This is a genomic window from Flavobacterium sp., from assembly GCF_036405015.1.
GTDB lineage: Bacteria > Bacteroidota > Bacteroidia > Flavobacteriales > Flavobacteriaceae > Flavobacterium.
Genome location: NZ_DASWYK010000198.1, coordinates 1 through 21,585 on the forward strand (window position 1 = coordinate 1; position 21,585 = coordinate 21,585).

General features: G+C 32.4%; 14 protein-coding genes and 1 pseudogene. 7 read left to right on the plus strand and 8 right to left on the minus strand.

Annotated features, from left to right (window positions below):
- Window positions 1–91: 91 nt before the first annotated feature.
- Window positions 92–1,192 carry an SGNH/GDSL hydrolase family protein gene (locus VGE71_RS17025; protein WP_331139385.1) on the minus strand — a complete coding sequence of 367 codons (1,101 nt, stop codon included), beginning with the start codon at window positions 1,190–1,192 and terminating at the stop codon, window positions 92–94.
- A gap of 215 nt (window positions 1,193–1,407) precedes the next feature.
- Between VGE71_RS17025 and VGE71_RS17030 the strand changes: the two genes are divergently transcribed.
- The gene (locus VGE71_RS17030) at window positions 1,408–1,917 is read left to right on the plus strand and encodes a C40 family peptidase (protein WP_331139386.1); all 510 of its coding nucleotides are present in this window, start codon (window positions 1,408–1,410) and stop codon (window positions 1,915–1,917) included.
- A 209-nt stretch (window positions 1,918–2,126) separates the two neighbouring features.
- Here VGE71_RS17030 and VGE71_RS17035 read toward each other — a convergent pair whose 3' ends face one another.
- Complete coding sequence (locus VGE71_RS17035) at window positions 2,127–3,707, minus strand: L,D-transpeptidase family protein (RefSeq protein ID WP_331139387.1); 1,581 nt, start codon at window positions 3,705–3,707, stop codon at window positions 2,127–2,129.
- A gap of 127 nt (window positions 3,708–3,834) precedes the next feature.
- On the minus strand, window positions 3,835–4,251 hold the full coding sequence (locus VGE71_RS17040) for a DUF1573 domain-containing protein (RefSeq protein ID WP_331139388.1): 417 nt from the start codon (window positions 4,249–4,251) through the stop codon (window positions 3,835–3,837).
- A gap of 164 nt (window positions 4,252–4,415) precedes the next feature.
- Here VGE71_RS17040 and VGE71_RS17045 point away from each other — a divergent pair, with 164 nt between their 5' ends.
- Together VGE71_RS17045 and VGE71_RS17050 are read left to right on the plus strand one after the other, a co-directional pair.
- Window positions 4,416–5,681 carry a HAMP domain-containing sensor histidine kinase gene (locus VGE71_RS17045; protein ID WP_331139389.1) on the plus strand — a complete coding sequence of 422 codons (1,266 nt, stop codon included), beginning with the start codon at window positions 4,416–4,418 and terminating at the stop codon, window positions 5,679–5,681.
- A complete protein-coding gene (locus tag VGE71_RS17050; protein WP_331139390.1) occupies window positions 5,678–6,364 on the plus strand; it encodes a response regulator transcription factor in 687 nt (228 codons plus the stop codon). Before VGE71_RS17045 ends, VGE71_RS17050 begins: the two co-directional genes overlap by 4 nt.
- Window positions 6,365–6,548: 184 nt before the next feature.
- Here VGE71_RS17050 and VGE71_RS17055 read toward each other — a convergent pair.
- Window positions 6,549–6,855, minus strand: a pseudogene (locus tag VGE71_RS17055) (GIY-YIG nuclease family protein).
- Between the two features lie 94 nt (window positions 6,856–6,949).
- On the opposite strand from VGE71_RS17055, the gene VGE71_RS17060 reads away from it, so the two are divergent.
- Window positions 6,950–7,714, plus strand: coding sequence for an MBL fold metallo-hydrolase (locus tag VGE71_RS17060; RefSeq protein WP_331139391.1), 765 nt, complete (start codon window positions 6,950–6,952; stop codon window positions 7,712–7,714).
- On the opposite strand, the gene VGE71_RS17065 is transcribed toward VGE71_RS17060, so the two are convergent.
- Window positions 7,711–9,915, minus strand: a complete 2,205-nt coding sequence (locus VGE71_RS17065; RefSeq protein ID WP_331139392.1) for a B12-binding domain-containing radical SAM protein — start codon at window positions 9,913–9,915, stop codon at window positions 7,711–7,713. The two genes, VGE71_RS17060 and VGE71_RS17065, sit on opposite strands and share 4 nt — an antisense overlap.
- A gap of 135 nt (window positions 9,916–10,050) precedes the next feature.
- Here VGE71_RS17065 and VGE71_RS17070 point away from each other — a divergent pair, with 135 nt between their 5' ends.
- A complete protein-coding gene (locus VGE71_RS17070; protein ID WP_331139393.1) occupies window positions 10,051–15,903 on the plus strand; it encodes a T9SS type B sorting domain-containing protein in 5,853 nt (1,950 codons plus the stop codon).
- Between the two features lie 119 nt (window positions 15,904–16,022).
- On the opposite strand, the gene VGE71_RS17075 is transcribed toward VGE71_RS17070, so the two are convergent.
- From VGE71_RS17075 to VGE71_RS17085, 3 genes are all read right to left on the minus strand, one after another.
- Window positions 16,023–16,682 (minus strand): SdpI family protein, encoded by a 660-nt coding sequence (locus VGE71_RS17075; protein ID WP_331139394.1) that lies wholly within the window; start codon window positions 16,680–16,682, stop codon window positions 16,023–16,025.
- Window positions 16,683–16,687: 5 nt separating this feature from the next.
- On the minus strand, window positions 16,688–16,942 hold the full coding sequence (locus VGE71_RS17080; RefSeq protein ID WP_144218385.1) for an autorepressor SdpR family transcription factor: 255 nt from the start codon (window positions 16,940–16,942) through the stop codon (window positions 16,688–16,690).
- Between the two features lie 105 nt (window positions 16,943–17,047).
- Complete coding sequence (locus VGE71_RS17085) at window positions 17,048–18,325, minus strand: MFS transporter (RefSeq protein ID WP_331139395.1); 1,278 nt, start codon at window positions 18,323–18,325, stop codon at window positions 17,048–17,050.
- A 273-nt stretch (window positions 18,326–18,598) separates the two neighbouring features.
- Here VGE71_RS17085 and bshC point away from each other — a divergent pair, with 273 nt between their 5' ends.
- A complete protein-coding gene (bshC, locus tag VGE71_RS17090; RefSeq protein WP_331139396.1) occupies window positions 18,599–20,188 on the plus strand; it encodes a bacillithiol biosynthesis cysteine-adding enzyme BshC in 1,590 nt (529 codons plus the stop codon).
- A 125-nt stretch (window positions 20,189–20,313) separates the two neighbouring features.
- Entirely contained in the window at window positions 20,314–21,585 is a 1,272-nt protein-coding gene (locus tag VGE71_RS17095) for an acyltransferase family protein (RefSeq protein ID WP_331139397.1), read from the plus strand.

Sequence of the window (21,585 nt, forward strand, 5' to 3'; positions counted from 1 at the left end):
TAAAACCATATTGTCACTAAAAATATTCGGAAGCGAAACGTTTGCCATCATAGTACTGGAAATCAATAAAAAGAAAACAAACTTATAGATATTATTTTTCATTTAGCAACTTCTTTAAAAATGGTGCATATTCGTTTGCCATCACTTTTTGATCTGCAACATCTGGATGTCCCAAACAACCGTGTGGCGTCATGGGTTTAAATTTGAAAATCAAAATTGGTTTGTGCGTTTTATCATCCGCGAAAGCGTTTTTAACTTTATTCAGACAATCTTCAAAAACAACTCCTTTTTCGCCACCAACCATTGGACTGTTGGTTATCACAATCTGCACATTCGGATTATGTTTATACAACATTTTTATAAAATTGATGTAATTGGAAACATATTTTTCAGGATTAAAAGGCAAGCGTTCTTTTTTACCATCGCCACCAGAAAAATCATTTGTTCCTAAAGCTATACTGATAATATCTGGCTGAAAAGCAAAATCATATTTCGGTTTCGAATTGTCTTTCGTCAAATACAAATTCGGATAAGCATCAGGCATTATTACTTCCTCTTTATTCTCATCATTCCAATTGCGATACATTCCGATTCCAGAAACACAGCTCATTAAATAATCAACTCCAATTGCTCTGGAAAGTGTTGGCCCGTAAGCGTAATAACTATTATGATGATCGTAATATTCTCCTTTATCGCAAGGAATATCAGAACCGTCACTCGCTGCTCCGCACGTAATCGAATCTCCGATAAATTCTATTTTCTTTTTCTTTTTAAATGAAATTGAAGTCAGTTTTGCGGTAGTTCCAGCAAACAAGACCCCGCCAGTATGGGCTTCTGTATTTTTATAGATTTCTAAACGATGTTCTTTTTGATTTGAAGTAACTTTTACTGGAAAAGTTTGAAGTGCTCCTTTTTCAATTCTAATCTTTCCGATATACTTTCCGTCTAAAACCAATGAAACATAATTATGATGTTCGTAAGCATCTACACTTTGAAGTAAAATCGAACATTCTTTTCCTGTAAAATTGAAAGAAACCGAAGACGCAGTTCCAATTAAAATGACATTATCATTTTGTAATTTTTCTACTCTGCCTTGATACAAGAAAGTTTTATTTGAATTTAGAGTTTGGGAAGTCGAAACAATCGAAATCAGCAAAAACGAAATTAAAAGTGCTATTTTTTTGGGAAACATAATTTATTTGTTAAATATAAATACGATTCACAAATATATTAGAAAGGAAATATCTAAAAAGATACTAAAATGTCAAAATGCAATAAAAAAACACCACATAAACACATCATTTGGATGCTAAAAATACTTATTCGTACTTTTTAGGGTGTTTTTGTTCTTTTTAAAATAAAATAACGGTTTATATTTAGCGTTTCAATTTACTTAAGACTAAAAAAATGAAATCGCCCCTATTGTTATTTTTATTGCCTATTATTTTATTTTCTTCTTTTAACCTAAAAAAGAAGGAACCTCAAATAGTCGTTCAAAATTCTGAACTTCAAACTGAAATCAATCGTGATTCTATTATTGCTTTTGCAAAAAAACAGTTAGGAATTCGTTATACATACGCCAGCAGTAATCCGCAAAAAGGTTTTGATTGTTCGGGTTTTGTGAGTTATGTTTTCAGCAATTTTGGAAAAACCTTGCCTCGAAGTTCAAGCGGATATAAAAATATAGGGAAAACATTAAAACCAGAAGATTTTAAAGTGGGAGATATTTTGGTTTTCTATGGATATAAAAATAAAAATGTTATAGGTCATGTTGGCATTATCTGCGAAGCCAACGGAATGCAGTCGAAATTTATTCACGCTTCATCAGGAAAAGCACAGCAAGTTACCATAACAGCGCTTGATACAGAACATTACACCAAACGTTTTTATAAATGCGTGGATGTTTTATCGGAATAAGTTTTTTGTTAGCGACAAATTTATTTTTTGCCACGAATTACACGAATTTACGCGAATTTATTTTTAGCCACAGATTAAAAAGATTGACACAGATTTTTTTATAATCCTTTAATCTGTGGCCTTATTTTCAAACCATAAATTGCACAAATTTTCACAAATTAAAAATTGTAATTCGTGAAAATTTGTGTAATTCGTGGCAAACTTTAAATCTATTCCTCAGTCAGTAATTTAATCAAGCTTTCATCTCTTCCGTAAATATCTTTGTAGAAGTTTAGATTTCCTTCGCGGTCTACCCAAGCGGTAAAATAACCGATGTAAACAGGTACTTTTTTCTTCAAAGTGTACCAGCTTTCTTTTCCTGCGTGCATGGCTTTATCAATTCTGGCTGGATTCCATTGTGGATCTACTTTTAATAATTCGATTGCCAATTCTCTTGGTTTTGCCACACGTACGCAACCGTGACTGAATGCTCGGCTTTCTCTTTCGAACAAACTTTTCGAAGGTGTATCGTGCAGGTAAATATTACTTGAATTTGGAAATAAAAACTTCACTAACCCTAAAGAATTATTTTTTCCCGGAAGCTGACGAACCGAACCATTATTCCACTCCAGATTTTTCTTTTGTAAATAGTTTTTATCTCTCGCCATTCCAGGTTTTATCTCCGATTTGATAATACTCGGTGGTACATTCCAATATGGGCTGAAAACAATATTGCTCATCATCCCACTAAAAATTACAGTTTTGGTCATCGCTTTTCCTACCACAACTGCCGATGTAAAAGCGATTTTTCCGTCTTCAATGATATACAATTTAAATTCTGGAATATTTACTTCAATGTATTTTTGACCTTTTTCCAATTCGGGATCAATCCAGCGGCAACGTTCCATATTCGCAATAATCGTTTTTATTCGATCTGAAACCGGAATATTTAAATCATTAATATGTTCTAATAAAATGGTGTTTTTTGGCGTATAGCCATGACGAACTTCATAGTTTTTCATTGCTTTTATTAAAGTCGTATCGCAAACCGCACTTTTAGTATCTTCTTTAAGATCTTTCGTTACAAAAAGTCTTTCTCTAATCTGCACAACAACATCAGAGGAATCGCCAACTTTCAAAGCTTTATAATCTTCTCCTGCTTCAATAGTTTTCCAGCCGCCATTTTTTTCTATTTCCCTGTATTCTTTAAGGGCGTCACGAAGTTTGTAATACTGACTGAACATCTTTTTCTTCTTATCATCCAAAATGGTTGATTTTTTAAAAATAGAATCAGAAAGGACTTGATAATTGAACTTTTTTCTCGGCAAAAGCCATTCCATAGAAATACTCGTTTTTTCATCAAAACCTGCATATACTTTTTCTGCATAATAGTAATACAAGTTTGAAAGCAGTAAATCGGTATCTTCTTTAGATAATTTTTTGGCTGGATTATTTTCAAAAACCGAATTCAGTTCTTCTTTATAAGGATAATTGGCTTTTAACCCTTCCTGATCCAAATTTTTATATTGATTGAATAAGGTGTTTCCAAATTCGACAACTCCTTTATTGTCTTGCCACAATTGAGTTGATTTATTTTTTTGATACAAGGAAGTTACATCTGTTTTATATTTTGTCAGTTTCGGATAACTTTCGTAAAACTTTGCAATGCGAGTTGTATCAATAGTAAGTTTTAATTCTGGGATTTTTTCAACTTTTTTCACTGCATTTTCATCTTTCTTATCTGCTTTCGAATTACACGAAAAAACAGCAAAAAAAACAACTGCAATTAAGGGCGTATACCAAATTTTCATAAGTAGGAATTTTTATTAAAAGTAAAAAAAATTCTATTAAATAAAAATCTCATTTATAGAAACAAAAAAAGCTCCAAACAATTTTCATGTCTGGAGCTTTCGCCATATAACCAACCTATTAAAAATCTTAAATAACCGTACCTTTTAGAGTAAGGATTTTTGGTGTTGTTTCTGCACTAGTCGTTACAGTCACCGTTTTTGTAAAAGCACCTTTGTTTGCAGCATTGTAAGTCGCAGTAACTTTTGCAGATTTACCTGGCTGAACTGGTTCTTTTGTGTAATCTGTAGCTGTACATCCGCAAGATCCTTGAACGTTTGTAATTACTACAGCAGTTTTTCCTGTGTTTTTAAATTCGTAAACAATTGCTTTTGGAGTTCCTTGTGGAATTTGTCCAACATCAATCGTTTCTGCTTTCCAAACAATTGTAGAAGCTGTAGTTTCTGAAATTGCAGTTTCTGAAACTAAAGATTTTACCGGAGCAATTGCCGAAAAAGACATTAAGCCTAAAGCCAAAGCTAACATCGAAATTTTAATCATTTTCATAACGGATATATTTAAAATGGTTTATAGTTCATATTTATATTACAAAGGTAATTCAGACAAAATCTATTCGCTGTTAACTGGTTTCAAACGTTTGTTAATGACTTGTTAATCGCCTGTTTTCAGGCTAAAATTGATTAATATTACACTTTTAAAATTTTTTATTCTTGAAAATCAATAAACTCAACAGTATCATTCTCTTAGGATTGATAGCCATCATTAGTATTCTGGTGGCGCAATTGCTATGGACAAAAGAGGCTTTTACAATTGAACAAAAAAAACTGAGTCAAAAAGCCCATATTGCTTTGCTTGAAGTGGCTAAAAAATTATACGAAGGAACCAATCACGAACTTCCTGCGCAAAATCCTGTACAGAAAATTGCCAATGATTATTACATTGTAAATGTCGATAACGAATTTGAACCCGATATTTTAGAGTTTTACCTAAAAACGGAATTCAAAAAAATGAACATTACAACCGATTTTGAATATGCCATGTATAATTGCCAAAGTGACGAAATGGTTTATGGCGATTATATTTCACTCTCGAAGAAAAAAGCAGAATGCAAAAAAACAGTTTACTTCCCTAAACATAAAACACTGGTTTATTATTTCGCTGTTCGCTTTCCAAATGAAACTACTTATTTATTTAGTTCCATGCGTTTTTGGTTTATTCTTTCTACAGCTTTAATTCTGATTTTGCTGATTTATGTTTATTCTATTTTTAAACTTTTACAACAAAAAAAATATTCAGAATTACAGCGTGATTTCATCAATAATATGACGCATGAGTTTAAAACGCCATTAGCTTCGATTCTGATTGCATCGAAATATTTGATTGAACAAAAACCTATCAAAGAAGATAAAAAACTCTTTACTTACACTGATATTATTATCAATCAGGGAAATAAACTTAATGGACATATCGAAAAGATTTTAAACATTGCAAAATCAGATTATACGCCTTTAGAACTAAAAAAAGAAAGCATTTTAATTATTCCGATAATTGAGGAAGCTATAGAAAATATTAAACTAAAATATCCTGAAGCTTCTATCTCAATTGAAACAATTTCCTGCGAATATTTATTAGAAACAGATTCTTTCCATTTTGGTAATTTAGTTTATAATTTATTGGATAATGCCGTAAAATACTGCAACGAAAAACCTGAAATTAAAATTAAAATTACAGAAGAAAGCAACTGTTTAAAATTGGAATTTATTGATAACGGAATTGGGATTACTCCAAAAAAAATATCCTTTATCTTTGATAAGTTTTACCGTGTTCAAAACGAGAAAAGCAACGAAGTAAACGGATTTGGACTTGGTTTATATTATGTAAAAGAAATCTGCAGTCTGCAAAATTGGAAAATAAAAGCCGAAAATAATCAAGAAAAAGGTGTCACTATAACTTTATCTATTCCTTATAAAAAATGAGAAATTTCAAAATACTTTATGCCGAAGATGATGAAACTCTTGCGTTTCTAACAAAAGATAATCTGGAACAAAACAATTATGAAGTAATGCATTGTTCTGACGGAAAATCGGCGCTTAAAATTTTTGAAGAAGAGGAATTCGATATTTGCATTTTTGATATTATGATGCCCAAAATGGATGGTTTTGATTTAGCTGCTGCAGTCAGAAAAATAGATATTGATGTTCCAATTATATTTCTTTCTGCCAAAACCTTAAAAGAAGACAGAATTAAAGGTTTACGTCTTGGTGCCGATGATTATTTGGTAAAACCTTTTAGTATTGAAGAATTACTTTTAAAAATTGAAATCTTTTTAAAACGTTCACAGAAAAATATTCCGCCTCCAAAAACGATTTATGAAGTAGGGAAATATCAGTTTGATACCAAAAACTTTATTCTTTATAATGACGACGAAAAAGTAGGATTGACACAACGTGAAGCCGAATTATTAAAACTTTTCTTGGACCATAAAAATTCTGTTTTGAAACGGGAACAAATCCTAACTTCTTTATGGGGAACCGATGATTATTTTATGGGAAGAAGTTTGGATGTTTTTATTTCGCGTCTGCGTAAAATCTTAGCAAACGAAGAAGGCATTTCGATTGAAAACCTACACGGAATTGGGTTTCGATTTTCTATTGGGTAAATCACAACTTTTTACTGTTTAAACATAACGTAACCATAAAGTTTGTCATTCCGACGAAGGAGGAATCTCCACGATGTTATTCCGTGCAGTTTTTCACGAATCTTTGACGAGCTGCTTGCGGAGATTCCTCCTCCGTCGGAATGACAAACTAGACGTTGATTGTAAGACGTCAAAAACTTTGTCTTTAATATTCCAAAAACTCCAAATCTGGGTTCATAGTTTTAATTAAAGTTATTTTCTTTTCTCGCCTCCAACCCTTTAATTCTTTTTCTCTTGCAATTGCTTCCTGAATCCAAGTAAACTTTTCATAATAAACTAAAAATTCGACATTGTACTTTGAAGCAAAAGTATTTTTATCTAATAAAATATTTTCCTTATGTTCTAATAATCTTTTTTTTGAGATTATTTGTAACACCTATGTAAAAAACAGATTTCGCTTTATTCGTAAGAATATAGATAAAATAAGTATGATAACCTTCTTGTAAATACATAAATTCAATACTATCAATTCTGTTAAAAATAAAGAAAAATCTGTAAACACTTTTTGAAAAAACTTTGTATTTTTAATATCTAATTTTACTGGATATGAAATTACATCATTTGCGAAATGCCACTTTGGTTATTGAGACAGAAAAGCATGTCATTTTAGTTGACCCAATGTTAGGTAAGAGAAAAACCATTCCTCCTTTTACTATTTTCAGATACAAACCAAAACGAAATCCGCTGGTTGCACTGCCGAAAAATAGCCGTGATATTTTAAGCCGTGTGACACATTGTTTGATTACACATTTACATCCAGATCATATTGATAAGGCTGGTGAAGTTTTTTTAAGAAGAAAAAGCATTCCTGTAATTTGTAGCTCTAAAGATGAAAAAGCACTTGTTCAGCGAGGATTAAGCGTAATTCAAACCTTAGAATATTGGGAACCACAAAAATTTTTGGATGGAAAAATCACTGGAATTCCAGCAAGACATGGTTACGGATTTGTGGCTAAATTAATGGGAAATGTAATGGGATTTCTTATTGAATTGGCCGATCAAAAATCTATATATATTAGTTCTGACACGATTTTTACAGAAGATGTCGAGAAAGTTTTAACGCAATTAAAACCCGATATTTCAGTTGTTGCCTGCGGAACAGCCCGATTAGATTTTGGACAGCCTTTATTAATGCGAATAGATGATATATTGAAATTCGTAACACTAGCACCAGGAAAGGTTTTAGCCAATCATCTTGAAGCTTTAAATCATTGTCCAACTACGAGATTACAATTAAAATCTGCGCTTTCAGATCATGGTCTTTTAAGTAAAACTGCTATTCCAAAAGATGGCGAATGTCTTGAATATTAAAGTATCAACAAACCAAATTCACGTAAAGTATTGATTGGTTTAGAATACCAAAACAGTTCAAAATCTTCTAATTCAGTTTCAAAATCATTTTTGACTTCCTGAAAAGTAAAATTTTTGCCATTTGAAATCGAAATTTTAGATAAAATCGAGATCAGCCATTCACCTTCTTCTTTACTGGTTTGAATATCAAAACTTTCTTTTTTATCGTGGAAAGTCAAAGCCATCATTTCCCAGCTTCTTCCTTTTTTTGATTTGGTAAAAATTTCTGCAGAAGGTCTACCTCCAAGCCAAACTACTTTTGCGTTAGGTTTGGTATTAAAATCATTTTGCTCTTCTAAAGCATTAAAAATAAAATCGGGATGAATTTTGGTTCTCGGAATTTTAAAGTCGAACCAATCTTGCAATTCGTAATCAAAACAAATTCCGTGCATGAAATTAAAAAGTGATTTCTTTAAACCGAAACTGAATTTATCGTGATTTATTCCTGTGGCATCACTGTATTCAATATCGTTGTTGGCAAAAGTTCCAATCGTTTCTGTTTTTTTGGTCACACCAAATTTCTCCGGATACAATCCAACTGGACTGTGAGCCGTCAAAGCAAATTGATGCCAAAAACCAGATTGTAAAACGCCTGCTTCAAACAATTGACGCACCATTTCCAAACTGTCAACCGTTTCCTGAATCGTTTGTGTTGGATATCCGTACATTAAATACGCGTGAACCATGATTCCGGCTTCGGTAAAATTTCGGGTTACTTTTGCAACTTGTTCGACTGTAACGCCTTTGTCAATTAATTTCAATAATCGGTCTGAAGCAACTTCCAAACCTCCTGAAACTGCGATACAGCCAGAAGCTTTTAATAATAAACACAAATCTTTAGAGAAACTTTTCTCAAAACGAATGTTTGTCCACCACGTTACAGCCAATTTTCTTTTTAGAATTTCAAGCGCCAAAGCACGCATTAAAGCAGGTGGCGCAGCTTCATCCACAAAATGAAATCCGTTTTGACCTGTTTTTTCGATTAATTCTTCTATTCTATCACAAAGCAAACTTGCCGCAACAGGTTCATAAACTTTTATATAATCTAAAGAAATATCACAGAAAGTACATTTTCCCCAATAACAGCCGTGCGCCATGGTGAGTTTATTCCAACGTCCATCACTCCACATTCTGTGCATCGGATTTACGATTTCGATAACCGAAATGTATTTATCCAAAGGCAAATCGGAATAATCTGGCGTTCCTACGTAAGCTTGTTTATAATCATGCTTTAAAGAATTATTCTTGTAAACCACCTCTCCATTTTCTAATAAAAAAGTTCTTTTAAAAGAATCAGAATCGGGATTTTCTAAATGAAAAATTAATTCTTCAATCGGAACTTCTCCATCGTCTAAAGTGATAAAATCGAAAAATTCAAAAACACGTTTATCAGAAAGCGAACGCAATTCGGTATTTGGGAAACCACCTCCCATCGAAATCTTAATTTCAGGATGGTTTTGTTTTACCCATTGTGCAGAGCGAAATGCGCTGTATAAATTCCCCGGAAAGGGAACAGAAATTAAAAACAAAGTTGGTTTTACCGCTTCAATTTTAGCTTTTAAAAGCGAAATTAAAATAGAATCAATATAAGTTGGTTCTTTTTGCAAAGCGGCATACAATTCATCAAAAGAATTAGCACTTCGTCCTAAACGTTCTGCATAACGGCTAAAACCAAAATTCTCATCGACACATTCTACAATAAAATCTGAAATATCTTCGAGATATAAAGTTGCCAAATGTTTGGCTTTATCCTGAGTTCCCATTGTTCCAAAAGCCCAATCGAGTTCTTCTAATTGCGCAAAACGAGAAGCTTCTGGCAGAAAATCTTCTTGACAAATCTGTAACGCCAAAGTTGGATTTTTTCCTTGTAAAAATTGAATAACAGAATCTATCGTTTTGATGTATTCATCTTGGAGAGCAAAAATTCGTTTCGAATTATCTGAAATCTCAGAGTCAAGAACTTGAAACCTGAAACTTGAAACTTCAAACAAGTTAATCAATCCTTTTTTTGAAAACAGTTCTAGAATCACATCAATACCCAAATCAGCCTGAACCGATTCGATATTTTTAGTATTTAGAAAACCTTTTATATACGCCGTTGCCGGATACGGTGTATTCAGTTGCGTAAAAGGTGGCGTAATTACAAAAAGTTTTGTTTTCAAAAGGGAATTATTTTTTTGCAAAAATACGGGTTATTGAGGACTTTTTTCAAAAAGATTTTGTGATAGCCAGAGCTTTAAAATTTAGTTTTATTTTGTAGATATTTAATTACATTTGTCACTATCCAAAAGAAATCTATGAAACACAAATTACTTTTTATTTTTTTGTTTTTTTCAATATTTTGTTATTCTCAAGAAAATTGTAATAACGGCATTGACGACGATGGTGATGGAAAAATAGACTTAAATGATGAAGATTGTATTTGTAATAATACTATTTCCATTTTACAAAATCATTCTTTTGAAGAAAAAACAAATTGCCCTCCAGGCTATGATGACATTCCACCAACCCCTTATTGGACAAAAGGAACAATTCCAGCCCCAGATTATTTAAACAAAGACTGTTTTCTTTTTAATACTATTTACAGTAAAAATCTTCAAAATTTCCCCGATGGTAAAGGAATTTTTAGGGCAGTATACAAAAATGGTAAAAAAGAATATATCGCTACCAAATTATCAAGCCCATTAAATCCTGGAACCAACTATCAGTTAACCCTGAATATCGCTACTTTGATGAGTATCGAAACAACTAATCTAAGTAAACGTTTTGATTTTAATTTCTTAGCGCCTACTTACGTAACACTTTATGGATGTACCAATAAAGATAATCTACCATTATATACGACTTCAGACCCAAATTCGTTTGATTCATCTTGGATTGAAATTGGAAAAGTTTTATACCAGCCTCAGACTACTTGGGGAGAAATAACAATTAGTTTTACTGCAAATGCTGCTATTAACGCAATAATGCTGGGTCCAGAAAAGATACTGCCTCCATCATTTAACACTGACTATGAACCTTCTTTCTTATATGATAATTTAAGATTAAATACTACTGAAAATTTTGGTGTTACTATCATTCAAAGCGGCAATTTCTGCAATAATGATTTAATACTGACTGCTAACCTAAATAAAACCATGAATTTAGCAACAACTTTTCAATGGTATAAAAACGGAATAGCCATAAATGGAGCAACTAATAAAACTTATGCAATTGCTTCAGCTAAAGCAAATTTAGGAGAATATAGTGTAAAAGTTACAGATGGAAATGATTGCTTTATAAGTTCAAAATTAACTGTAAACAATTCAATTCTTAATCCTTCTGTAACGGTAGTTCAGCCTACTTGTCAAGATATAAATGGTTATATTAAAGTTAACGACCCAGGAATAGAATATAGTTTTGATAAAGGCCTGCCTTTCCTTTCAGATGATAACTATGTCACAAAAGATTTGGTATGGCAAACAGATGCCAACTTTGCCACAAAAGAATATGGCAAATATTATGTTCAAACAAGAACTGCCTCGGGCTGTATTTCTACACCTACAATTGTAACCATTAATCCCCCAATATTATTAGACCGCCCAACATTTTCGATTATCCAACCAAATTGTCGTACTGGCGGAACTATTACTATCACAACCCAAGGATCACAATTTAGTTTTGATAATGGTTTGACTTGGGAAAACAGTGCTACCAAAACAAATTTACCACCTGGAAACTATTTACTTAAATTAAAAAACAGTAGCGGATGCGAATCCTATGCTCAAAGCGTCATGCTTTTTACATCATATATTAATTCCCCAACCTATACTTCAACTCAACCTACCTGTAATCAGGGCGGTAGTATTACCATTACTAGTCCTGCATCAGAATATAGTTTTGATAATGGAGAAACTTGGACAACAAATCCAACGGCAACCAATTTACCTTCTGGTTATTATAATGTTAGAATTAAAGATGAATTTGGATGTGAATCGAAACCTTATTTTAATCAAATTTATTTTTATCCATTTTCTAAAACATATGCGGAAGTTAGAATTACTCAACCCAGTACTTGTAGTAATACTGGAGGCATTGTTTTTTTAAAGCCTTCAAAAAATTATAGTATTGACAACGGACAAACATGGCAGGAGACACCTACTTTTAATAATTTACCACCTGGTAATTACTTAGTTAAAACGAAAAATGAGCTAGGTTGTGAATCTGAAGTCTATCCAGTTAAAATAAATTTTTATATATCTAAACCCACTTATAGCACAACAAATGCTACCTGTACGACAAATGGCAGTATAACTATTACTACCCCCGCATCTGAATATAGTTTTGATAATGGAGAAACTTGGACAACAAATCCAACAGCTGCTAATTTACCTTCGGGTTATTATAGTATTAGAATTAAAAATGAATTAGGCTGTGAATCCGATCTTGTATATGCCTATTTGCCTGGTTTCTATCTTCCTGAACCTACATTTAAAATAATAAATCCCGATTGTGAAACGGAATCAAAATGGAGTATTTTAATTACAACTCCAGCTGCGTCTTATAGTTTTGACGGGGGAGCAACTTGGAGTTCGAGCCCAAAAATTTCTAATTTAAATTATGGAACTTACTTCTTGAAAGTAAAAAATGAATTAGGCTGTGAATCAAATTATGCAATTGCCAGTATAAGTAATGCTTACTATTTAGGACGTCCCGAATTTTTAGCGACACAACCTACCTGTACGACTCCTGGAATTGTAACCATAACTACTCCTGCTGCCTTTTATAGCTTTGATGATGGAGCAACATGGAGTACGAATCCAAATCTTACTAGATATCCTAATGGTGGCGTAAGTGGATCTCTTAGGATTAAAAATAAAGCAGGCTGTGTAAGTGAATCTAATTGGTTTAATCTTAACCTCAATTACCTTAATACTCTTAATTATACAATAGTGCAACCAACAACTTGTGATAGTAATGCTACCGGAAGTATTACCATTACGACGTCAGCCGCTTTGTATAGTTTTGATGGTGGTTTAAGTTGGAGTACTAACCCAACAGCTTCAAATCTTCCTGTAGGATTTAAATATCAATTAAGAATAAGAAATAAAGAAGGATGTGAATCAGGAAATCATGTAGTTGAATTCACTCCTTTTAGATTAAGAGAGGTCGAGTACCAAGCTACTTATCCTAGCTGTGGCAAAGGAGGTTCTATAACTATTACTACACCAGCACCATTTTACAGTTTTGATGGTGGTGAGACTTGGGGTACAAATCCAACCGCTACAAATTTACCGCTTGGTTTTTATTATCCTAAAATAAAAAATGAATCTGGATGTATCTCACAAACATTGTATTCTGTGAATTTCACTGAACAGTATTTATCTAATTTTAATATTCAATTAACTCAACCTACTTGTGAATCAAAAAATAAAGGAAGTATTACAATAGATCCCCTATTTGATCAATATAGCTTTGATAATGGTAGAACTTGGAGTCAATACAACACAGCCACCAATTTATCTCCTGGTAATTATGCCATAATCGTTAAAAATAATTTAGGTTGTGAGTCTTGGTGGAGAGTTGTAACACTGTATGATTTTTATTTACCTAGACCAAATTACACTACAACACCTCCTATATGTGGAACTGGAGGAAGTATTACAATAACTACTCCAGGTGCGTTTTATAGTTTTGATAATGGAGAAACTTGGACAACTAATCCAACGGCTTTAAATTTAGATGAAGGTAATTACTCAGTAAAGATAAAAAACGAACTAGGATGTGAATCTTATCCGCAAAATGTTTATATCCCAAAATTTTACCTTAGCCCACCATTATACTCTATAATACATCCTAATTGCGAATCTTTAGGCAGCATAACTTTTACTACAACCGCTTCTGAATATAGTATAGATAATGGTAATACTTGGAAAACTAACTCTACTTTTTCTAATTTACCTCCTGATAGTTATTATTTAAAAATAAAAAGCGCATTAGGATGTGAATCGAATTCAACATACATTTCTCTAAATAATTCAAATCCTTCGCCTCAACAGCCAAATGTTACTGTTCAACAACCAAGTAGTTGTACAACTGCGAAAGGAACTATTACAGTATCAACAAGTGCATATCAATATAGCTTTGATGATGGACTTACGTGGACTACTAATTCGAGAGCAACTGATTTGGCAACAGGCACTTACTTTGTAAAAATTAAAAAAAGTGCTACTGGTTGTCCATCAGCTTCTACTAAAGTTATTATTAATCCTCCTTTAGATGCAATAACAAATCCAAATTTTACAGTTTCTCAACCTCTTAGCTGTACTAATCCTTTTGGTAAAATTACGATTACCACACTAGCTTCAAAATATAGTTTTGATAATGGAGGAACATGGAATACAAGTCCGATTTCCGAAAATTTAGCTATTGGCAATTATAAGATTAAAATTCAAAATGCTGCTGGATGTCAGTCTGAAGCCGTTTCAGTTCAAATAAATGCACCAACAGATATGCCTGAAACTCCAACTTATAGTACTATACAGCCAAATTGCACTAACAATCAAGGAAAAATAACAATTTTAACTTCTGCTTCAGAATACAGTTTTGATAATGGCGCAAATTGGACTTCTAGCTCAATCTCTTCATTTTTGAATCCTGGTGAATATTACATAAAAACAAAAAATGCCAATGGATGTATTTCTGAAAGTGTAAAAGTAACTTTGATAACGTATGTTAATTCTATTCCAACGCCAGAAAACTTAAATCCTAAAATCTTTTGCATTCAACAAAATGCAACTTTGGAAAATATTACGTCTACAAGTTCAAATATCAAATGGTATAATGCGATAACAGCAGGAACGTTATTAACCAATACAACTCTTCTTCAAAATGGCGTAACTTATTATGCATCACAAACCATTGATGGATGTGAAAGTTTACGAGTTCCGGTTACAATTGTAATTCAAAACACTTCAGTTCCAACCGGAAATGCAAATCAGCAGTTTTGCTCAGTTCAGAATGCAACTATTTCAAATATTGAAATTACAGGAACTTCTATAAAATGGTACAATGCCTCAATAAACGGATCTTTATTAGCCGAAACAACTGCATTAGAAAACGGCAAAACTTATTACGCTTCTCAAACCATAAATAATTGCGAAGGTCCTAGATTCGGAGTTACTGTTTCTATTGTTAATACACCGTCTGTTCCATCGGGAAGTCCAGAACAATCCTTTTGCAAGAAAGAAAACAAAACCTTAAATGACATTCAAATAACAGGGCAAAATATCAAATGGTTTGATACCAGTTTTTCTGCAGCTGTTTTACCAAACACAACTGTTTTAGAAAATAACAGAACCTATTATGTATCTCAAACCATTGGATGTGAAAGCGATCGAGTACCTATTTTGGTTCATGTTTATGACACTCCAGTACCAACAGGAAGTAACAATCAGCAGTTTTGCATTGATCAAATTGCAACAATTGAAGATCTTGCAATAAATGGAACTTCTCTAAAATGGTATGATTCTCTAGTAAATGGAAATATTTTACCAGAAACAACTTTATTAGAAAGTCGTAATTATTATGTGACTCAAACACTAAATAATTGTGAAAGCGAAAGGGTGTCTATTTCTGTAAAAATCCAAGATACCCAGATTCCAATTTCCGATTCGCCACAGCAATTTTGTATTCAAAAAAACACAAAAATCAGTGATATTGATATTATCGGACAAAACATAAAATGGTATGAGAGTTCTTCTGCAGTAAATAATTTACCAGAATCTACTTCACTTGAAAACGGAATTACTTATTACGCCTCTCAAACAATCAGTAATTGTGAAAGCGACAGAATTCCTGTAACCATACACATTTTGGAAGCAACAGTAGGTAACTGTATTAATTTAGTTGATGAACTTCCTTATCCAAAATTCTTCACTCCAAATGGCGATGGTTTTAATGACACTTGGTCAATAGATCCTGATTATTTAGCACCAAATTCTTCTATTAGAATATTTAACCGTTACGGAAAATTATTAAAAGAATTTAATGTTAATGCTTTCTGGGACGGAACTTATACTGGTCAACTTCAACCAGCATCAGATTATTGGTTTACAGCCATTAAGTTTGATGGCAAAGAATTTAGAGGACATTTTTCTTTAAAAAGATAATGAGTACTAATAAGAAAGGTTCGTATTGAAACACGAACCTTTCTTATTAAAACTTTATAATGTAATGCATTACCAATTCTACGAGAACAATTATTACTTTTATCATAATCAAATCGATTTTATAAACTTCCTTTCTTTTTTAAACTTCTATATTTTAAATAAGAATACGCGATCGGTACAATTGCAATACTAAAAACAATTGTCAAAAATACTTTAGAGAAAATATCACTTTCAAAAATTAAGCTTCCTAGAATAATAATTAAACCAGCGATAAACCAAAGCTTTCCAGCAAACAAGTGCGTGGTTTTCCAAACTTCCTGGCTTTCCAAAGTCCATGGTGTTTTTATTCCGATAAAATAATTCGGTCGAATCACTTTAAAATAGTTGCCTAAAATCATGAACAAAGCCCCTGCTAATGCGAAAACAAAACTCGGACTAGAAACAGATTGACTTTTAGTACTGTACACAATAAACAAAGCCAAAAGTGACATAAAAAGAACCAAAACAAATTTAAGCTGATACAGCTTTCCTCCCATTAAAGAAATTCTTTTCTTCGGATCAATCTTTGTAATCGCCGACAGAATTACGTAAGTCAAAACGGGAAGCATGAAAAGCATTACAATCAAAGTAAATTTACTTCCCCATCCATCTATTTCGCCTTTAGAATTCCAATGTACCGGAACTATTTCGGGAAGACTATTCCAAACCGTTGCTAAATAAATGAAAGGGATCAAAACAATTCCAATTATAGGAAGTTCTTTTTTAAATTCTAGGTTCATTTTTATTATTGTTTAAAGGTTAGTATCCATTGCAAAACATCTTCCATAATGGTGGTATTGATGGAATAAATGATGAATTGCCCATTTTTTTCAGATGTAATTAAATCAGCTCTTTTTAGAATATCTAAATGATGAGAAATACTTGGTTTAGAAATATTGAAAGCATCAGCAATTTCTCCTGCAGACAAATCTTTCTCTTTTAAAAGATCCAAAATCTCTCTTCTAGTAGCATCATTTAATGCTTTAAAAATTTCATTCATAACATTTAAATATTTAGACAAATATCTAAATACTTTTTAAATAAACAAAAAAAAAGCAGTAATTTTTTACATTACTGCTTTCTAAATCTATATCAACAACTTGCTTTAAAATTTATGTTCGTCTTTACTAATTACCAAAAATGAGACTAAAGATATAAGTGCTGCGGCAACTAAATAAAAGCCGACATAGCTCACACTATATGTTTTAGCCAGCCAAATCGCAATCATTGGAGCAAAAGCAGCTCCTAAAATTCCTGCCATATTAAAAGTTAAAGATGCTCCAGAATAACGAACATTTGTGGGAAACAACTCTGATAAGAAAGTTCCCAAAGGTCCATATGTAAAGCCCATTAAAGACATTCCAATGCAAGCAAAAATGGTAACCAAAACAATATTTCCTGAACTTAAAAAGTAAGAAAAGAAAAATCCGAAAAGTGCAATCGCTCCTGTAGCTAAAATAAGCATTCTGCGACGGCCTATTTTATCTGCCACAACAGCAGAAACCGGAATAAACAAAGCGAAAAACAAGACCGAAAACAATTGGATCAGTAATCCATCTCTCTTTACAATTCCAAGGTCCGAAGTCGCCCAACTTAATGTAAATACAGTCATTAAATAGAAAACCAAAAATGTTGTAATGGCTGCAAATGTCCCAAAAATCAATTGGTTTTTATATGATTTGACAAGTTCTAAAAAAGGAACTTTTACTTCTTCTTCATGTTTTTTAGCATTTTCAAATGAAGGTGTTTCTGTAATTTTTGTTCGAATATAAAACCCAACAATTACCAAAAATGCACTGGCAATAAAAGGAATTCTCCAACCGTAATCCATAAAATCTTGGTTGCTCATGGAATCTGTTAGCAAAAGGAAAGTTCCTCCAGAAAGCAATAATCCGATTGGTGCACCCAATTGCGGAAACATTCCGTACCAAGCACGTTTATGTGGCGGGGCATTTTCTATAGCTAGCAAAACAGCACCTCCCCACTCTCCTCCTAAACCAACGCCCTGTCCGAATCGGCAAAGCATTAACAATAATGGAGCAGCAACGCCAATACTGGCATAACTTGGTAAAAACCCGATCGTAACTGTAGAAATTCCCATTGTTAGTAAAGCCGCAACTAAGGTAAATTTACGTCCGATTTTATCGCCATAATGTCCGAAAAATGCAGAACCTAACGGGCGTGATAAAAACGCAATAGAAAAGGTTGCTAAGGATTCTAACGTTGCCATTGTAGAATCTGAACTAGGAAAAAATAATTGAGGAAAAACCAATACAGCTGCATTGGCATAAATATAAAAATCAAAAAATTCGATTGTGGTACCAATAAGGCTTCCAAAAAGAACATGTTTTAAAGAGTTCTTTTTATTTGGGTCATTTTTCATGTAAAATAGATATAACTTTTTTTTTGATTACAAAAATATGGTTTCATTATCAATAATTCATCTTTAGACAAATTAGTTTTAAAACACTTTCCTATTTTTAACAAAATACCTGCATTTTACACTTTTAAAAACTATTCTTTTACCGTTTACAAAAACCTGATTATGGGAACTTTAAAATAAAAATGAAAACAGCAATTCTTAAGCAATTGTTAATATCGTTTTTAACTGTATATTTTCATTAAATTTACAGCTGTCAAAAATAAATTTAAAATTATGCCTACCGACTGTATCAGCTTTCAATCTTCTGGATATTTCTCTAAACTAATGCAGGATTACTTAGATCAGAAACCAGAGTTAAAACCGCTGTACAACAATTTCCCGACTATCGAAAATTTCGAAAAACAAATTGCCGAAAAAGCCGCCAATTTTGATCATAACAATCGTATTGCTTTAGTGAATACTTTACAAAAGCAATATCAAAATATTGAAATATCAGATTCGACCAAACAAAACGTTGCGCTTTTGGCACTCGAAAATACTTTTACTATTACAACTGGGCATCAGCTAAACTTATTTAGCGGTCCCTTGTATTTCTTATATAAAATTATTTCTACCATTAATTTAACTAAAGAATTAAAATCGAAATATCCTTCGTACAATTTTGTTCCAGTTTACTGGATGGCAACTGAAGATCACGATTTTGAAGAAATTAATTATTTTAATTTTAAAGGAAAAAAAATCCGTTGGAATGCCGAAAGTACCGGCCCAGTTGGAAGATTATCTACAAATGGATTAGACGATTTATTTGAAGTTTATTCTAAAGAATTAGGCTCAAGCACCAATGCCAATGCATTGAAAAAGCTTTTCGATGATGCTTATTTAAAACATGAAAATCTAGCCGATGCAACGCGTTATTTAGCCAATACTCTTTTCGCAAGTTATGGTTTGGTGATTATAGACGCAGACGACGCAGATTTGAAACGCGCTTTTATTCCGTTTGTAAAAGAAGAGTTAGAAAATCAAACTTCTTTTAAAACGGTTCAAAAGTCAATAGAATCACTTTCAGATTACAACGTTCAGGTCAATCCTCGTGAGATTAATTTATTTTATATTGAAGACAAACTGCGCGAAAGAATCATCTTTGAAAATGATAAGTACATCGTTAACAATACCAAGATTTCATTTTCTAAAGAAGAAATTTTAAAATTATTAGAGAGTAATCCCGAGAAATTTAGTCCTAATGTCATAATGCGTCCGTTGTATCAGGAAATCATTTTACCTAATCTTTGTTACATTGGCGGAGGCGGAGAAATTGCTTATTGGCTAGAATTAAAAGGTTTCTTTGAAGCTGTAAATATTACGTTTCCTATTTTATTAGTTCGAAATTCAGTTCTTTTAGCAACCGAAAAACAAGCTAAAAAAGCTGATAATTTAAACTTATCATGGAAAGATTTATTCAGTAAATCAGAGAATTTAGTGAATGAAATTACACATAAACTTTCTCCATTTCCAATTGATTTAACAGCACAAAAAGAAGCTCTTGAAAAACAATTTGCTTATCTTTTTGAATTGGCTGAAAAAACAGACAAATCCTTTTCAGGAGCTGTAAAAGCACAAGAGGTCAAACAAAAAAAAGGTTTAGAAAATCTGGAAAAACGTTTATTAAAAGCACAAAAAAGAAAACTTCAGGATCAAATACAAAGAGTTACAGATTTACAGTGCGAATTATTTCCAAATTATAGTCTACAGGAACGTCAGACTAATTTTTCTGAATTTTATTTAGAAAAAGGAGAACAGTTGATTCCGCTTTTAATTCAGAATTTAAAACCTTTAGAACACAATTTTGATATCATAATAATCTAAAATAATTATCTTTAGAAATTCAAAGCGATAATGTAGGAACAAATAACCAGCACATCTCCGACATTATTGCTTCTCTCAAACCAAATAGAATTATATTTTTTATAACCTATTAATGAACTAACCAAATGGTAAGAGAACGCCTAATTTCGCTTGATGTCTTTCGCGGACTGACTATTCTATTGATGACAATTGTAAACAATCCAGGAGACTGGGGCAATGTTTATCCGCCGCTTCTACATGCACATTGGAATGGCTGTACACCAACCGATCTTGTATTTCCTTTTTTTGTTTTTATAATGGGAGTTGCAGTTCCGCTCGCAATGCCTGAAAAAACATACGACAATACCACATTCAATAAAATATTAATCCGTTCTTTAAGAATGTTTTGTTTAGGGATTTTCTTTAACTTCTTTGGAAAAATTCAACTTTTTGGATTAGACGGAATTCCGCTTCTTATTGGTCGTTTAGCTATTACCATTGCCGTTGGTTATGCTTTAATGGGTAATTTTAATAATCGACTTAAAAATATCTTTGCTGTTGGTATACTATTAGTATATCTCATTTTAGCTTACGGAGGTTTTGAAAATTATCAAGATGTAAGACTTCCAGGAGTTTTACAACGCATTGCCATCGTTTATTTTGTTGTGGCTCTTTTGTATTTAAAAACAGCTTTAAAAACACAAATTATCACTGGAGCCGTTTTACTATTAGGCTATTGGGCTATTATGACTTTAATTCCGGTTCCAGGATTTGGAGAAGCAAATTTAGAAAGAGGAACTAATTTAGCCGCGTGGGTCGACAGTATTCTTTTAAAAGGACATAATTACCACGAAACAAAAACTTGGGATCCAGAAGGAATTTTAAGCACTTTACCATCAATCGTAAATGGAATTATCGGTTTATTTATCGGACAGATTTTATTGCTTAGTGTAACCAAAATTCAGAAAGCTCAAAAAATGGGAATGATTGGCACTTTGCTCATCTTTTTCGGATTAATCTGGGATTTGGTTTTCCCTATAAACAAGTCAATTTGGACTAGCAGTTACGTTTTATTTACCACCGGATTGGCTACTATTTGTTTAACGATTTTATATTATTTAATCGACATTAAGGAATACAAAAAAGGCTTTAAACTTTTTGTCATTTGGGGAGTTAATCCGATGATTGTTTTCTTTGCTTCTCAAATTATCCCGCAAGCATTAACTATGATTCGATTCCAAAATCCGAGTAATCCAGAAGAGCAAACCAATCTTTTAAGTTATTTATACTATTCTGGAATTGCACCATTCTTTAGTAATCCAATGACAGCTTCTTTGGCTGGTGCAATAACTTATGTCGCCATCTGGACATTTATTTTATGGATATTCTACAGAAACAAATTAATTTTTAAAGTATAA

What these genes read in the sequence shown, in the direction of transcription:
- VGE71_RS17060 (WP_331139391.1), top strand. Translation starts at nt 6,950, where the DNA reads ATGAAATTACATCATTTGCGAAATGCCACTTTGGTTATTGAGACAGAA.
- VGE71_RS17095 (WP_331139397.1), top strand. Translation starts at nt 20,314, where the DNA reads ATGGTAAGAGAACGCCTAATTTCGCTTGATGTCTTTCGCGGACTGACT.
- VGE71_RS17030 (WP_331139386.1), top strand. Translation starts at nt 1,408, where the DNA reads ATGAAATCGCCCCTATTGTTATTTTTATTGCCTATTATTTTATTTTCT.
- VGE71_RS17025 (WP_331139385.1), bottom strand. Translation starts at nt 1,192, where the DNA reads ATGTTTCCCAAAAAAATAGCACTTTTAATTTCGTTTTTGCTGATTTCG.
- VGE71_RS17085 (WP_331139395.1), bottom strand. Translation starts at nt 18,325, where the DNA reads ATGAAAAATGACCCAAATAAAAAGAACTCTTTAAAACATGTTCTTTTT.
- VGE71_RS17075 (WP_331139394.1), bottom strand. Translation starts at nt 16,682, where the DNA reads ATGAACCTAGAATTTAAAAAAGAACTTCCTATAATTGGAATTGTTTTG.
- VGE71_RS17080 (WP_144218385.1), bottom strand. Translation starts at nt 16,942, where the DNA reads ATGAATGAAATTTTTAAAGCATTAAATGATGCTACTAGAAGAGAGATT.
- VGE71_RS17050 (WP_331139390.1), top strand. Translation starts at nt 5,678, where the DNA reads ATGAGAAATTTCAAAATACTTTATGCCGAAGATGATGAAACTCTTGCG.
- VGE71_RS17070 (WP_331139393.1), top strand. Translation starts at nt 10,051, where the DNA reads ATGAAACACAAATTACTTTTTATTTTTTTGTTTTTTTCAATATTTTGT.
- bshC (WP_331139396.1), top strand. Translation starts at nt 18,599, where the DNA reads ATGCCTACCGACTGTATCAGCTTTCAATCTTCTGGATATTTCTCTAAA.
- VGE71_RS17035 (WP_331139387.1), bottom strand. Translation starts at nt 3,707, where the DNA reads ATGAAAATTTGGTATACGCCCTTAATTGCAGTTGTTTTTTTTGCTGTT.
- VGE71_RS17040 (WP_331139388.1), bottom strand. Translation starts at nt 4,251, where the DNA reads ATGAAAATGATTAAAATTTCGATGTTAGCTTTGGCTTTAGGCTTAATG.